The sequence below is a fragment of the Pseudomonas sp. FBCC-B1667 genome (assembly GCF_059133255.1).
In genome coordinates this window covers 204,928-219,081 of the sequence record NZ_CP101437.1, presented here as the reverse complement: position 1 = coordinate 219,081, position 14,154 = coordinate 204,928, and the positions used below count along the sequence as shown (strand labels likewise).

At 58.4% G+C, this 14,154-nt stretch carries 17 protein-coding genes; 6 read left to right on the top strand and 11 right to left on the bottom strand.

Annotation, left to right across the window (positions count from 1 at the left end):
• Positions 1 to 127: 127 nt before the first annotated feature.
• On the bottom strand, positions 128 to 985 hold the full coding sequence (locus NL116_RS00970) for an SDR family oxidoreductase (protein WP_494375647.1): 858 nt from the start codon (positions 983 to 985) through the stop codon (positions 128 to 130).
• A gap of 189 nt (positions 986 to 1,174) precedes the next feature.
• Between NL116_RS00970 and exbB the strand changes: the two genes are divergently transcribed.
• The 6 genes from exbB (at position 1,175) to NL116_RS00940 (ending at position 8,114) form a co-directional block, all read left to right on the top strand.
• On the top strand, positions 1,175 to 2,161 hold the full coding sequence (gene exbB, locus NL116_RS00965) for a tonB-system energizer ExbB (RefSeq protein WP_494375646.1): 987 nt from the start codon (positions 1,175 to 1,177) through the stop codon (positions 2,159 to 2,161).
• 6 nt (positions 2,162 to 2,167) lie between these two features.
• Positions 2,168 to 2,596 carry a TonB system transport protein ExbD gene (gene exbD, locus NL116_RS00960; protein ID WP_140664802.1) on the top strand — a complete coding sequence of 143 codons (429 nt, stop codon included), beginning with the start codon at positions 2,168 to 2,170 and terminating at the stop codon, positions 2,594 to 2,596.
• A complete protein-coding gene (locus NL116_RS00955) occupies positions 2,593 to 3,342 on the top strand; it encodes an energy transducer TonB family protein (RefSeq protein WP_494375645.1) in 750 nt (249 codons plus the stop codon). Before exbD ends, NL116_RS00955 begins: the two co-directional genes overlap by 4 nt.
• 278 nt (positions 3,343 to 3,620) lie before the next feature.
• Entirely contained in the window at positions 3,621 to 4,550 is a 930-nt protein-coding gene (locus NL116_RS00950; protein WP_494375644.1) for a hydrogen peroxide-inducible genes activator, read from the top strand.
• A gap of 9 nt (positions 4,551 to 4,559) precedes the next feature.
• The gene (gene recG, locus NL116_RS00945) at positions 4,560 to 6,635 is read left to right on the top strand and encodes an ATP-dependent DNA helicase RecG (protein ID WP_494375643.1); all 2,076 of its coding nucleotides are present in this window, start codon (positions 4,560 to 4,562) and stop codon (positions 6,633 to 6,635) included.
• A 78-nt stretch (positions 6,636 to 6,713) separates the two neighbouring features.
• Positions 6,714 to 8,114, top strand: a complete 1,401-nt coding sequence (locus NL116_RS00940; protein WP_494375642.1) for an aminoacyl-tRNA deacylase and HDOD domain-containing protein — start codon at positions 6,714 to 6,716, stop codon at positions 8,112 to 8,114.
• 295 nt (positions 8,115 to 8,409) lie between these two features.
• Here the strand turns inward: NL116_RS00940 and NL116_RS00935 are convergent, their stop codons facing one another.
• The 10 genes from NL116_RS00935 to NL116_RS00890 all read right to left on the bottom strand — a co-directional run bounded on the left by NL116_RS00935 (position 8,410) and on the right by NL116_RS00890 (position 14,154).
• Positions 8,410 to 8,799, bottom strand: coding sequence for a hypothetical protein (locus tag NL116_RS00935; RefSeq protein WP_046045033.1), 390 nt, complete (start codon positions 8,797 to 8,799; stop codon positions 8,410 to 8,412).
• Positions 8,800 to 8,962: 163 nt separating this feature from the next.
• Positions 8,963 to 9,145 (bottom strand): hypothetical protein, encoded by a 183-nt coding sequence (locus NL116_RS00930; RefSeq protein WP_494375641.1) that lies wholly within the window; start codon positions 9,143 to 9,145, stop codon positions 8,963 to 8,965.
• On the bottom strand, positions 9,124 to 9,405 hold the full coding sequence (locus NL116_RS00925; RefSeq protein ID WP_494375640.1) for a lysozyme inhibitor LprI family protein: 282 nt from the start codon (positions 9,403 to 9,405) through the stop codon (positions 9,124 to 9,126). Before NL116_RS00925 ends, NL116_RS00930 begins: the two co-directional genes overlap by 22 nt.
• The gene (locus NL116_RS00920) at positions 9,402 to 10,466 is read right to left on the bottom strand and encodes a tetratricopeptide repeat protein (RefSeq protein WP_494375639.1); all 1,065 of its coding nucleotides are present in this window, start codon (positions 10,464 to 10,466) and stop codon (positions 9,402 to 9,404) included. Before NL116_RS00920 ends, NL116_RS00925 begins: the two co-directional genes overlap by 4 nt.
• 32 nt (positions 10,467 to 10,498) lie before the next feature.
• Complete coding sequence (locus NL116_RS00915; protein WP_494375638.1) at positions 10,499 to 11,128, bottom strand: hypothetical protein; 630 nt, start codon at positions 11,126 to 11,128, stop codon at positions 10,499 to 10,501.
• Positions 11,125 to 11,553, bottom strand: a complete 429-nt coding sequence (locus NL116_RS00910; protein ID WP_494375637.1) for a hypothetical protein — start codon at positions 11,551 to 11,553, stop codon at positions 11,125 to 11,127. Before NL116_RS00910 ends, NL116_RS00915 begins: the two co-directional genes overlap by 4 nt.
• A gap of 24 nt (positions 11,554 to 11,577) precedes the next feature.
• The gene (locus tag NL116_RS00905) at positions 11,578 to 12,060 is read right to left on the bottom strand and encodes a hypothetical protein (RefSeq protein WP_494375636.1); all 483 of its coding nucleotides are present in this window, start codon (positions 12,058 to 12,060) and stop codon (positions 11,578 to 11,580) included.
• An 84-nt stretch (positions 12,061 to 12,144) separates the two neighbouring features.
• Entirely contained in the window at positions 12,145 to 12,585 is a 441-nt protein-coding gene (locus tag NL116_RS00900) for a hypothetical protein (protein ID WP_494375635.1), read from the bottom strand.
• A gap of 129 nt (positions 12,586 to 12,714) precedes the next feature.
• Entirely contained in the window at positions 12,715 to 13,314 is a 600-nt protein-coding gene (locus tag NL116_RS00895) for a hypothetical protein (RefSeq protein ID WP_494375634.1), read from the bottom strand.
• Positions 13,315 to 13,398: 84 nt separating this feature from the next.
• Positions 13,399 to 14,154 carry a lysozyme inhibitor LprI family protein gene (locus tag NL116_RS00890; RefSeq protein ID WP_494378163.1) on the bottom strand — a complete coding sequence of 252 codons (756 nt, stop codon included), beginning with the start codon at positions 14,152 to 14,154 and terminating at the stop codon, positions 13,399 to 13,401.

The following is a 14,154-nucleotide window of genomic DNA, read 5'->3' as shown; positions in this document are numbered from 1 at the left end:
ACAACGAAGATCAAATGTGGGAGCGGGATTGCTCGCGAAGGAGCCGTAACATTCAGCATCATCGTTGACTGTTACACCGCTTTCGCGAGCAAGCCCGCCCCCACATTTGGCTTGTCGTAAACGGGAATCAGCTGCGGCCTTCAAGGATGGCGGCGTAGCCTTCGCGATAGCTCGGGTACTTCGGCGTCCAGCCCAAGGCTTTGACCCGCGCATTGCTGCAACGCTTGCTGCCGGTGCGCCGCACGCTCGAATCATCATCCCACCCCGTCACGCCCAGATACTCGCGCAACCAGCCCACCACTTCCGCCAGTGGTGCAGGCGCATCATCGACGCCGATATAAACGTCATCCAACGCCACACCACGCCGATCCGCTTCCAGCAGATACGCCATCAACCCCGCCGCATCGTCAGCGTGAATACGATTGCCATACAACGGTGGATCGACGGCCACGCGATAACCGCGACGCACCTGAGTCAGCAGCCATTCACGGCCCGGGCCATATATGCCGGTCAATCGCACAATGCTCGCCGGGATGCCACTCTGGAGCGCCACCTGCTCAGCCTCCAGCATCAATCGACCTGAATAGCCCGTGGCAATGGTCGGCGAAGTCTCATCGACCCATTCACCGTCCTGCTGTCCATACACACTGCTGCTGGACACAAACAGCAGCCGCTCCGGCACCTGACCGTAGTCGTTCAGCCACTCCAGCACATGCTGCAAACCCTGCACATACGCCGCGCGATAACCGGCCTCATCGTGGTCGGTAGCCGCCGCGCAATACACCAGGTAATCCACTGCCCCGATAGGCCATGTTTCGGGACAGTCTTCCTTGAACAAGTCGCCGGCAACGCCAATGACGCCCTCGGGCAGGCGTGAAACGTCACGTCTCAGGCCATGGACCTCCCACCCGCCAGCCACCAATTGCGCGGCCAGGCGACTGCCGACATCACCGCAACCGGCGATCAAAACTGAGGGTGTGGACATCGAAAAACTCCTATCGGAAAGCCACAGACTAGCGCCGACACAGGACGAGCGGCTAGTAATGCAGGAAAAAAAGAGACGCTATTACTTTTGTTAACAAGAATTAATTGCAATAATGCACGCCACTTTTGTTCTCGGCCTCGCGAGGCCTGGAAGAACATTAACCGTCTTTTTTTCTCAGGTCCGGCCAGCATGACACGCAATCAATTCTCCGCTTCGCCAACCAAACGACCTCGCGCCTGGAGCGCAGTGGCCGCTCTGCTGCTGAGCCTGATGCTCGCGCCGACCGCCGCATTCGCTGACGCACAAGCACCTGCCACTCCGGCTGTCGCCGCGGCACCAGCACCTGCCGATCACACGCCCCCTGCCGCTGCACCAGCCGCGACCGATCCGGCTCAGGCTCAGGCTCAGGCTCAGGCTGTTGAGACTGAAGACGCACCTGAAGTGCTCGAAGCCGACAACTCCCTGGGCATGGCTCACGACCTGTCGCCGTGGGGCATGTACCAGAACGCCGATATTATCGTGAAAATCGTGATGATCGGTCTGGCGATTGCTTCGATCATCACCTGGACCATCTGGATCGCCAAGGGCCTTGAGCTGATGGGCGCCAAGCGTCGTCTGCGCACAGAAATCGTCCACCTGAAAAAAGCCACCACCCTTAAAGAAGCCAGCGCGACCGCCACCCAGCAAGGCACCCTCGCCAACCTGTTGGTGCATGACGCCCTGGAAGAGATGCGCCTGTCGGTCAACAGCCGCGAGAAAGAAGGCATCAAGGAACGGGTTGCCTTCCGTCTTGAGCGCCTGGTAGCGGCGTGCGGTCGCAACATGAGCAGCGGCACCGGCGTCCTTGCCACCATCGGTTCCACCGCGCCGTTCGTGGGTCTGTTCGGCACCGTGTGGGGCATCATGAACAGCTTCATCGGCATCGCCAAAACCCAGACCACCAACCTCGCCGTTGTCGCACCCGGCATCGCCGAAGCCCTGCTGGCGACCGCACTGGGTCTGGTTGCCGCCATCCCGGCCGTGGTGATCTACAACGTCTTCGCCCGCTCCATCGCCGGTTACAAGGCTCAAGTCTCCGACGCCTCGGCTGAAGTCCTGCTGCTGGTCAGCCGTGACCTTGATCACCTGCCGACCACCGAGCGCTCCATGCAACCGCACAGGGTCAAAGTAGGGTAATCCGCCATGGGCTTGCATTTGAAAGAAGGCGCAGACGACGATCTGGCCGAGAACCACGAAATCAACGTCACGCCGTTCATCGACGTGATGCTGGTGCTGCTGATCATCTTCATGGTGGCCGCCCCTTTGGCCACCGTGGACATCAAGGTCGACCTGCCCGCTTCCACCGCCAAGCCGGCGCCTCGCCCGGAGAAACCGGTGTTCCTCAGCGTCAAGGCTGACCAGCGTCTGTTCCTCGGTGAAGACGAAGTGAAGGCCGAAGCCCTCGGCGCCACGCTGGACGCCAAGACCCAGGGCAAGAAAGACACGACGATCTTCTTCCAGGCCGATAAAGGCGTGGATTACGGCGACCTGATGAGCGTGATGGACAACCTGCGCTCCGCCGGTTACCTGAAGGTGGGTCTGGTCGGGCTTGAGTCGGCAGTCAAGAAATGATCACGACGCGCCATAAGCTGACGCGTTACAGCGCGAGCCTGGCCGTGGTGCTGGCCGTCCATGCACTGGCCATCGCGCTGGCGCTGAACTGGACGTCGCGCCCGCCGATCGAGTTGCCGCCGCAGGCCATGATGGTTGAGCTGGCACCGATTCCGGCACCGCCACCGCCTGCGCCGCCGAAGGTCATTACGCCGCCGCAGCCACCAGCGCCGGTGGAAGAACTGCCGATCCCGAAACTGGCTGAAGCGCCGAAAGCCGAGATTGCCGTGCCCAAGCCGGTCAAACCCAAGCCCAAGCCGCAACCGCCCAAGCCCGTGGAAAAGAAGCCGGAGCCGCCGAAGGAAAAGCCGTCCGAGGCCAAACCGAGCGACGCGCAACCGACTCAGGCACCGACCGAAAAATCCGCACAACCGGCACCGGGTCCATCGCCGGCGCAGCAAGCTGCCAAGGCCAGCTGGCAAAGCGAATTGCTCGCTCACCTCGCCAAACACAAGAAATACCCGGACGCTGCACGGCTGCGGAACAAGGAAGGCGTGAACCGTTTGCGCTTTGTCGTGGATGCGCAAGGGAATGTGTTGTCATTCCAACTGGAGAGCCCTTCTGGCAATGCCGATCTGGACCGCGCCACCTTGCAGATGATCCGTAACGCCCAGCCGCTGCCCAAGCCACCGGCTGACATGCTCACCAACGGCACCATCGAAATCACGGCACCGTTCCTGTATTCCATAGACAAACGCCGCCGCTAAATACAACAAATAGCACTGTAGGAGCCGAGCTTGCTCGCGATGGCGGACATACCGCCACTGAAGATGTTGAATGTGACGACCTCATCGCGAGCAAGCTCAGCTCCTACAGGTTCTGCGGCGAATGAAAGAGTTCTGAAAGGCACCCCGAAAGGTGCCTTTCGCATATCTGCCCGCGGCAAACACGCATTACCCGGTGTCACTCAACGCACTCACTCTGATAACGTGCGTCTATCGATTGCAGCCGCTATGCTTGGCGCGCAACTTCATGGACGCTTGCTATGACCCTCACAGAATTACGCTACATCGTTACCCTCGCCCAAGAGCAGCATTTCGGCCACGCGGCCGAGCGTTGCCACGTCAGTCAGCCGACCCTGTCGGTGGGCGTGAAAAAGCTTGAAGACGAACTCGGTGTGCTGATTTTCGAGCGCAGCAAGAGCGCCGTGCGCCTGACCCCGGTCGGTGAAGGCATCGTGGCCCAGGCACAAAAAGTCCTGGAACAAGCCCAAGGCATCCGTGAACTGGCCCAGGCCGGCAAAAACCAGCTGACCGCACCGCTGAAAGTCGGCGCAATCTACACCGTCGGCCCGTACCTCTTTCCGCACCTGATTCCACAACTGCACCGGGTCGCCCCGCAGATGCCGTTGTACATCGAAGAGAACTTCACCCACGTGCTGCGCGACAAACTGCGCAACGGCGAGCTCGACGCGATCATCATCGCCCTGCCGTTCAACGAAGCCGACGTCCTGACCCTGCAGCTCTACGACGAGCCGTTCTACGTCCTGATGCCGGCCCAGCACCCGTGGACCCAAAAAGACTCCATCGACGCCAGCCTGCTCAACGACAAGAGCCTGCTGCTGCTCGGCGAAGGCCACTGCTTCCGCGATCAAGTGCTGGAAGCCTGCCCGACCCTGACCAAAGGCAACGACGGCGCCAAGCACACCACGGTGGAATCCAGTTCCCTGGAAACCATCCGCCATATGGTCGCGTCCGGCCTCGGCATTTCGATCTTGCCGCTCTCGGCCGTCGACAGCCATCACTACGCTCCCGGCGTGCTCGAAGTGCGCCCACTGACGCCGCCAGTGCCGTTCCGTACCGTGGCCATCGCCTGGCGCGCGAGCTTCCCGCGTCCGAAGGCAATTGAAATTCTCGCTGACTCCATTCGCCTGTGCTCGGTGGCCAAGCCGTCCGTGCCGGTGGTGGCGGCGTAAGTTGCTGTCATGACCGAGTTGTCGCAAGTGTCGGTGACGGCACTCAAGGGTGTCGGCGAGGCCATGGCCGAGAAGCTGGCCAAGGTCGGCCTGGAGAATCTTCAGGACGTGCTGTTTCACCTGCCGCTGCGCTATCAGGACCGCACCCGCGTGGTCCCGATCGGCCACTTGCGGCCGGGACAAGACGCTGTGATCGAAGGCACCGTCAGCGGCGCCGACGTGGTCATGGGCCGTCGCCGCAGCCTCGTTGTGCGCCTGCAAGACGGCACCGGCGGGCTCAGCCTGCGCTTCTACCATTTCAGTAATGCACAGAAAGAAGGCCTCAAACGCGGCACGCGGATTCGCTGCTACGGCGAAGCGCGGCCTGGTGCGTCTGGGCTGGAAATCTACCACCCGGAATACCGCGCCATTACCGGCGACGAACCACCGCCGGTGGATGAAACCCTGACCCCGGTGTACCCGCTCACCGAAGGCCTGACCCAGCAGCGTTTGCGCCAATTGTGCATGCAAACCCTGACGATGCTCGGCCCGACCAGCCTGCCCGACTGGCTGCCAACCGAACTGGCGCGCGACTATCAACTCGCGCCGCTGGCCGACGCGATTCGCTACCTGCATCACCCGCCCGCCGATGCCGACGTCGACGAACTCGCCCTCGGTCATCACTGGGCGCAGCACCGTTTGGCCTTCGAAGAACTGCTGACCCATCAACTGTCCCAGCAACGGTTGCGCGAAAGCATGCGCTCCCTGCGCGCACCGGCCATGCCGAAAGCCACCCAACTTCCGGCCAAGTACCTGGCCAATCTCGGCTTCGCACCGACCGGCGCACAGCAACGGGTCGGCAACGAAATCGCCTACGACCTGAGCCAGCAAGAACCCATGCTGCGGCTGATTCAGGGCGATGTTGGCGCCGGTAAAACCGTGGTCGCCGCACTCGCCGCATTGCAGGCATTGGAGGCCGGTTATCAGGTCGCGCTGATGGCGCCCACCGAAATCCTCGCCGAGCAGCACTTCATCACCTTCAAGCGCTGGCTCGAACCGCTTGGCATCGAAGTCGCGTGGCTGGCCGGCAAGCTCAAGGGCAAGAACCGCGTCGCCGCGCTGGAACAGATCGCCAGCGGCACGCCGATGGTGGTCGGCACCCACGCGCTGTTCCAGGACGAAGTGCAGTTCAAGAACCTAGCGCTGGTGATCATCGACGAACAGCACCGCTTCGGCGTGCAGCAGCGTCTGGCGTTGCGACAGAAAGGCGTCGGCGGGCGCATGTGTCCGCATCAGCTGATCATGACCGCCACACCGATTCCGCGGACGCTGGCCATGAGCGCTTACGCCGACCTGGACACCTCGATCCTCGACGAACTGCCGCCCGGTCGTACGCCGGTCAACACTGTGTTGATCACCGACACCCGACGCGTTGAAGTCATCGAACGGGTGCGCGGCGCCTGCGCTGAAGGGCGTCAGGCCTATTGGGTGTGCACGCTGATCGAAGAGTCGGAAGAGCTGACCTGCCAGGCGGCAGAAACCACCTACGAAGACCTCACCGCCGCCCTCGGCGAGTTGAAGGTCGGGCTGATCCACGGCCGCATGAAGCCCGTCGAAAAGGCCGCCGTCATGGCTGAATTCAAGGCCGGCAACCTGCAACTGCTGGTCGCTACCACCGTGATCGAAGTCGGCGTCGACGTCCCGAACGCCAGCCTGATGATCATCGAAAACCCCGAACGCCTCGGCCTCGCGCAACTGCACCAATTGCGCGGCCGTGTCGGTCGAGGCAGCGCCGCCAGCCATTGCGTATTGCTCTACCATCCGCCGTTGTCGCAAATCGGTCGTCAGCGTCTCGGTATCATGCGTGAAACCAACGACGGTTTTGTCATCGCCGAAAAAGACCTCGAACTGCGCGGCCCCGGCGAAATGCTCGGCACGCGTCAGACCGGCCTGCTGCAATTCAAGGTCGCCGACCTGATGCGCGATGCCGATCTATTGCCCGCCGTGCGCGACGCCGCCCAGGCCTTGCTGGAGCGCTGGCCGGACCACGTCAGCCCGCTGCTCGACCGCTGGCTGCGCCATGGGCAGCAATACGGCCAAGTGTGAGCACCGTCGCAGTTTGTGGACGATGCTTTTAAACAAGCTGGTTATACTCCTGCAATTGTTTGAATACGGATACAGACCATGACTGAAGCTGCCCTCGCCCCGGAACCCCTGCACGCTCCGTCTGTTATTCGGTTGCTGCTGGGCAAGCTGGGCATTGCCTACGAAGAAGTGCTGGACCACCACGGCTTGAACGCCTCGCGCAAAGTACAGGCGGTGTTGCTGGACGACGCCGTCGGCGCGCTGATGGTGTTGTTTCCGCAAAGCCAGTTGCTGGACCTCAATCGCCTCGCCGAACTGACCGGCCGCCGCCTCACTGCCGTGCCCACCGAACGTCTGGTGAAGATGCTCGGCAAACACAGCTTGAGCCTGTTACCCGGCCTGCCGGCGTTGACCAGTTCGCCGTGCCTGTACGAAGAAAGCCTGCTGCGCGAACCGAAGTTGCTGATCAACTCGGGCGAGCCGGGCCTGCTGCTGGAAATCACCAGCGAAGATTTCAAGACCATGCTGACCAAGGCCAGCGCCGCGAACTTCGGCGAGAACCTGACCAGCATCCGTCCGAACCTCGACCGCCCTGACGATGACCGCAAGGAAATCACCCAGGCCGTACAAGTGTTCACCGCGCGGCGCATCCAGCAACGCCTGGAAGAGACCATCGAGATTCCGCCGCTGGCCGAGACCGCGCAGAAAATCATCAAACTGCGCGTCGACCCCAACGCCACCATCGACGACATCACCGGCGTGGTCGAAACCGACCCGGCGCTGGCGGCACAAGTCGTCAGCTGGGCCGCGTCGCCGTACTACGCCTCACCGGGCAAGATTCGTTCAGTAGAAGACGCGATTGTGCGGGTGCTGGGTTTCGACCTGGTGATCAACCTCGCGCTCGGCCTGGCCCTGGGCAAGACCCTGGCCCTGCCCAAAGACCACCCGCAACACGCCACGCCGTACTGGCAGCAATCGATCTACACCGCCGCCGTCATCGAAGGCCTGACCCGCGCCATGCCGCGCGCCCAGCGCCCGGAAGCCGGCCTGACCTACCTCGCCGGCCTGCTGCACAACTTCGGCTACTTGCTGCTGGCCCACGTCTTCCCGCCGCACTTCTCACTGATCTGCCGCCACCTGGAAGTCAACCAGCACCTGTGCCACAGCTACGTCGAACATCACCTGCTCGGCATCAGCCGCGAACAGATCGGCTCATGGCTGATGCGCTACTGGGACATGCCCGACGAACTGGCCACCGCCCTGCGCTTCCAGCACGACCCGCACTACGACGGCGACTACGCCGAATACCCGAACCTCGTCTGCCTGACCGTACGCCTGCTACGCGGCCGCGGCATCGGCTCCGGCCCGGACGAAGACATCCCCGACGCCTTGCTCGAACGCGTCGGCCTGACCCGCGACAAGGCTAATGACGTGGTCACCAAAGTCCTCGAAGCCGAAGTCCTGCTGCGCGAACTGGCTTCGCAGTTTAGCCAGGCCTAAAAACCCGCTCCCACACTCGGTCAAATGTGGGAGCGGGCTTGCTCGCGAAGAATCCCTCGCCGATCTACCTGATTCACCACACGCCCCTGTAGGAGTGAGCCTGCTCGCGATGAATCCAACTCGGTATCTCTGACTCACCACACCCACTGTGGCGAGGGAGCTTGCTCCCGCTCGACTGCGCAGCAGTCGCAACCCAGCCAACAACGTCTGCCTGACACACCCCGAACTCAGCCTTTAGGGCCGCTTCGCAGCCCAACGGGAGCAAGCTCCCTCACCACAAAGTCAGTCACTCGACTCAAGCCTTTGCTTTAGCTTTGGCCTTGCGCGGCTTCAAATACTTGGTCAACCCCTGAAACCAGATCACCAACGCCGGATTCCCTTTGATCTGAATCGACTTGTCCTGAATCCCCGTCATAAACGCCAACTGCTTGTTCTTCGCCTGCATCGTGGCAAAGCCATACGCCGCATCTTTAAAAGCAATCGCAAACGCCGGCTCGGCATACAGGCCCGACTTACTGGTAATACGCTGATCCTTCACAAAGAAATGCCGCGCCACTTTCCCGTCCAGGGTCTGTAGCTGGAACACCAATTCCTTGTCACCCAACTGCTGCTGAAACGCAGGATTAGTCCGACTGGCCTTACCCATCAACAAACCCAGCATCCACAGAAGAAAACGAAATTTCATGCGCACAGCCTCAAGAGAAAAGTGAACGGCCGGCGCAGTGTAGCGGCTTCAGACGATAACGACACTATTGGCTTGTGTTTGCAGAAGATGATGCAGTTTTTGGCGTCAATGACTGCCAAGTCACGCTTTTCAACTGACGAAGCAACGCCTATTTAGCCCACGATCAACGATTGATGGGCAACTGAAAATGCATGCGCTGCCCACAGAACTCCAGATCTTCTCGAAACAGACCGAAGGCCCTTTCACAGTGGCCATCCACGTAATGCTGCCAAATCGGGTCAACCAACGCCTCGCCTCCCAACCGTTCCGCCGCTGCCTCCAGCGTCATGGCGTTGTCTTTGCCCACCATCCCTCCTTGAACTTCACCCAACTGCGCTGAACATCCACCAACAATTGATTGTCGTCCGGGGACAAGCTGGCCAGCGCTTTTTTGTATTGGGCATTCAATGCCACGTCGAGTGAATCGAAAGTCTGCTGGCTGCACATCAGCAAATCAGGCGTTTCCAAACTGTCGAGATTGCAGTTGGGCTGGGCGAAAACCGTGGCCATGGACGCAGCCAGGACCACGCCCACGAAAATGAAAAACAGCTTCTTGCGTCCGTTCACTCCACCACTCCATTGCTACGCTCAGCCACTCGCGTGGGAATCTTCGATATCTTGCCCGCGTCGCTCATCAACGAGGCGTACCGCTTGTAAGCCTGTGCCGCCAGCGCTTTATTGTTCAGGCCCCAGTAACTGTCTGCGAGGTTCAGATAGGCCACGGTTCGGGTGGGGTTTCTGGCAATTACCGCGTTCAATAGCTCAGTGGACTCTGCGTAATAACCGGTTTCACCGAATAGAAACCCTAGGTCGTTGGACCAGTCCGGCGATTGGGCGAAGTCATACTTTTGCGCGATGTAGCTGTCCGGATAACAGTGACCGCTGCCTCCATCCATCAGGAAATTCGCCATCACCGTCGAAACGGCCTCGGTCTGCCCTTTTCGATACAGCCCCAACGCCTTGTCGAGCTGTTCCGCGACGTCAGTCATCATCAATTTTTTGTAATCGCTGGCAGCTTTAATGCGCAAGTCAGACAACCGCTCAAACACTTTGCGTCCATCGAAAGACGCCAAAGACATTTCACCGATCAGGCTTTTTGGTACTTCTTCGACACTGACAACCGAGTGATCACAGGACTCGTTGTTGACGACCTGCAATACATTTTTCAGCTCGAACTGCCTGGAGCTTTTGTTGTAGCGAAACACCAGGTTGAAGTTATAAACGGCGTTATCTTCTTCGCTGCTGACCAGCACAAGGGCGTTTCCGGCTTCGGCAGAAGACTGCTTGACCGACACGGACTCGCCTTGCATATCGATGACCTTCAGCACGCCAGCCGGGTTGTTGATTATGTTGACGCTGAAGATATCGCTCATGGCCGACGAGTATTGGCTCTTGATCAACGGCAATGCCTTGGAGGTATCCAGCAGGATGTCGTCACCGGTGCCGTGTTCAGGTGTGATCTGCAGGCGGCGGAAGTCTGCCCCAGCATCACCGGACAGCACAGACACGTTTTGACGGGATGCATCACCCAATAAACTGGCCTGTTGCTGTTTGATCACCGTTGGCTGATGGGCGCTGGAACTCGGCTGCGCGACCTCACTCGTACTCAGCGAAACTGGTTCTTTCAAGGGAAGCGCGCAGCCGGAATCACACGCCATCTTCAGAAACTCAGGCTCGTCAGTCCCCTCGAACACATAAGTTGCCGCGCCATTGCGTTGCCCGTCGCTGTCACCGGGACACTGACCGCCAACGAACCGGTGGCCGAAGATGCTGGGGGTTGATCCGCAACCGTTACCACGCTGGCTTCAACGTCCTTGCAAAAGGTGTTGATGGCGGAATCCAGAAGCCCCTGCCCCGCGCCAGCAACCAACTTCGCATTGGCCGGACGGCAGTCATAGCCATGCCAGTACGGGCCAATCTGTGTAGAGATATCCAAGGAAAAAATATAGATATGGTTCAGGACGATCTCTTTACCGTCATAGCTGAAAACCACCCAACGGTGCGATTTAGCCGAAGAGTAGTTCTCACTGTCCAGGATGTACTGCCTTCCGGATCGATACAGCGCGTTGGTAAACATCGCGCCGGTATATTCCGCGTCGTCGAACAGTCGCTTTCCTGAGCGGGCATCTAAAATATAGCCGTCTGCATTCAAGGCAATGGAACAACTGCCGGGCGTCTTGCCGTAAGGCTCACAGATCGTTGCGTGTGGAAAAACAAACTCAGCGGCGCCAGCGCCAAAACTCATTAGCGCCATCAGGAACATTGAAATCTTCAAGGTATACAGCTTCACCACTGACACCCCTTCTCGGGAGAAGACTCAATCTGCGGGTGATGCTCAAACCCATAGTGTTTCTTGCTTTTGGCATTGGTGTACGCCATGCCGTAAATCAGCGCCCCTTGACGGACCATGACATATTCGCCCGTGACTGCGCCGCCAACGACCTCGACCCACGTGGTGGTAGTGGTGGATTGAAAAGGTCGGCCGTCGGACATTGCTTCTTGCTCGGTACTTTTGAATACCAGCGGGATCGACTCTTTGGACGTCCCATACTTGACCCCCGCCCCGCTCCACTTGGCGGTCTGATCACTGTAGATCCTGAACTCCAACTTTATGTCCTTGCCTTCCTGGGATCGAAAACAGGAAATTTCCGTTTCCACGTCGCTGTGAGCGAATGTGGGGAAGGCCAACAACATCAGCATCACTACCTTTTTCAAAGACAACTCCCTTTGCCAAATCGCTTATGAATCGGTGATTTTCAACAGCCGGAATTCGTTGTTCACAAACTCGTAATAGCGAGTTCGGTCGCGGTTCTTCAGCCGTTTACCCTTCATGTCTTCTTCGGTATTGGCGGTGATGCCGGAGACGATGATCAAGTTGCTGTCTGGCTGGTAAGACAGCGTCAGCAAGTTGCCGTCGTAGGCATTGGGCAGCCCCGTCGCGACCTTGCCCGTCTGCGCGTCCAGCACCTCGACACACATCGTGCTGCCACCACAGCCCACCCGGTGCAGAACGTAGTGCCCGGCGAAATTGACCTTGCCGGCGAGGGCTTGTGCTCGTGCTTCATCCATCCATTGGTTGCTGTTTTCCTGGGGCGCCAGGGCGTTGTTTGGACCGGCAAACACTTCGGTGACGGTGAAGTCCGTGAAGGATGGATCGGCGGCGAAAGATAAAGAGGCTGCACCGGCCAGGATGCAGCCCCATAAAATCGGCAGTCCTTTCATGTTGTAACTCCTCAGCAAACCGATTATTCCCATTGGCAGCCTTTCTCCAAAGAGGCTTCGGTCCCCTTACTCAATTATCTCGACTCACCACTGACAGCCTGTCTCTAGTGACGCCTCCATGCTGATATCTTGATCGAACGAATACTTCTTACCGGATTTGTAATTCGTGTAGGTCATCCCATAGATCCGAGCCCCCTGACTGACCATCTCATACTCACCCGTCAGCGCCCCTTCGGAAACCTCCACCCAAGTTGTCGTGAATTCATAGGGCCAATCCTCTGCCAGGATTTCTTGCTCGGTGCTTCGATGGACTAGAGAAATGGCTTTCTTTGACTTGCTGTACTTAACTCCCGCGCCGCCCCACTTGGCGACCGAGTCGTAATAGGTTCTGAACTCAAAATTGATGCTTTTGCCTTCCTGCGATCGGAAGCAATAGACCTCCGTTGTGACTTCGCTGTGAGCCGCCAGCGGACAGAGGAGCAACAACGCAATAAAAAACACAGACAAAGATTTCAAACCGTTCATTCCTTTAGCGGTTCATGGGTAACTGAAAGCGTTCGTACGGCGCAATAGGCGGAGTGTTCACTGAACAGACGAAAAACCACGTAGCAGTGTCCGTCAGCGTTACGACCGAAAGCCTCTTACGTGCCATGGTCACTGTTGTATCCCAATGCGACGACCGGGCTCCAGTTTTTGATCTGCAACAGCCTTTCCATCAAGTGCTGCCAAACGCTTTTTAATACTCGCCGCGTCCTTGTAAGCGCATACCACGTCTACCCCCTTCTCCAGATCTCGACCGTCGCGACAGTCCTGCCATTCAGGATCTGGCGGATCACCGCGAAAAAACTTCAAAGACAACTGGTCGCCGTTTTTAATGAGCGGCAGCTCTAATACTGAATAGGAAAAGCCCTCGAAACTAATGTATGACTTTTTGCTTTTCCCCAGCACAAACATGGATTTCCCCGCCCGCTCCGGGGTCTTTCGCTCGTAGAAAAACACCGATACAACCTGCTCATCTTCCAGCTTCCACACATAGTTCAGCGTTGGCTTCGTTGCGTTAACTGGTGAGTAGAAAATTTCGGCGTCAGGAACGTGAACCTCTGTCACCTGATCTTTCAGATTGTTCTTCAAAAAGAACACCATGATCTTTTGATCGCCCACGGAAGCCACTACAGGCGGATGCAGCTCACCGATGGTTTGCGGATCGCTTGCCGATGCCGGTTGAGTTGGTAAGCCAATCATGAGCCCGAGCACGCAGACATACCTTAAAAGCCTTTCCAATTTCAGCTACCTTCCTTGGTGATACACGAATAGAACAATTCCTATCTTTGCTTGTACTTACATGGATTCAGGCGGGCCGCATTTCAGCTCTTTGATTTGCGAGTCCTGAATCGGAATCACACAGGCACGACGCTCCTTACCATTGCCACGAAGCTCCGCCAAGCTGAGCGTCATGTGCAACCCGTCCGCATGAAACTCAAGGTTTTCAAACCCGGCATAGGAATAACCATCCCAAAACGATTTGCCGTCAAAGCTGCAGAACCGCGCAAATGACAGCACTCTCCAGCCGCCGTCAGGCGCAAGGATCTGGACGTTGAGGCAAACGCTGCCGAAGGTAGTCACATAGCGAGCCACAACATCACCGTAGCGTTGTGAGCCCGCCGTGAACACCTTGCTAAGATCGAGCAAGTCGCCCGGCCTATCCGTCACGATCCCGTCCAGATAAATGGCACGCTCCAAACTCATTCTGGTAATGCAGTTATCGATCGTAGTGGTATGCGCCACTGCACCAGGCTCGATATCCGTGGCTTCAAGTGGGCAAGTGGTATCGCGCAACTTGATCCAGGCCCGTTGGGAATCTTTGGCAATAGCCATAAACGCTTTCCCTTGTTCCGGACCACGCTTTTGCTGAGTCTCAAATCGCGCCATCAGTTTTTTGTAGCTGGCATTGAGTTTCGCGTCAGCCTCCTTGCGAGCGGTTTCGGCGCATTGATCGACTTGCGCACTTGGAGAGACCACTCTGCAATTATCGTAAGCGAACGCGAATGAAGCGGGCAGAAGTCCAAAGGACAACGCGGCAAGCCGGATAAACAT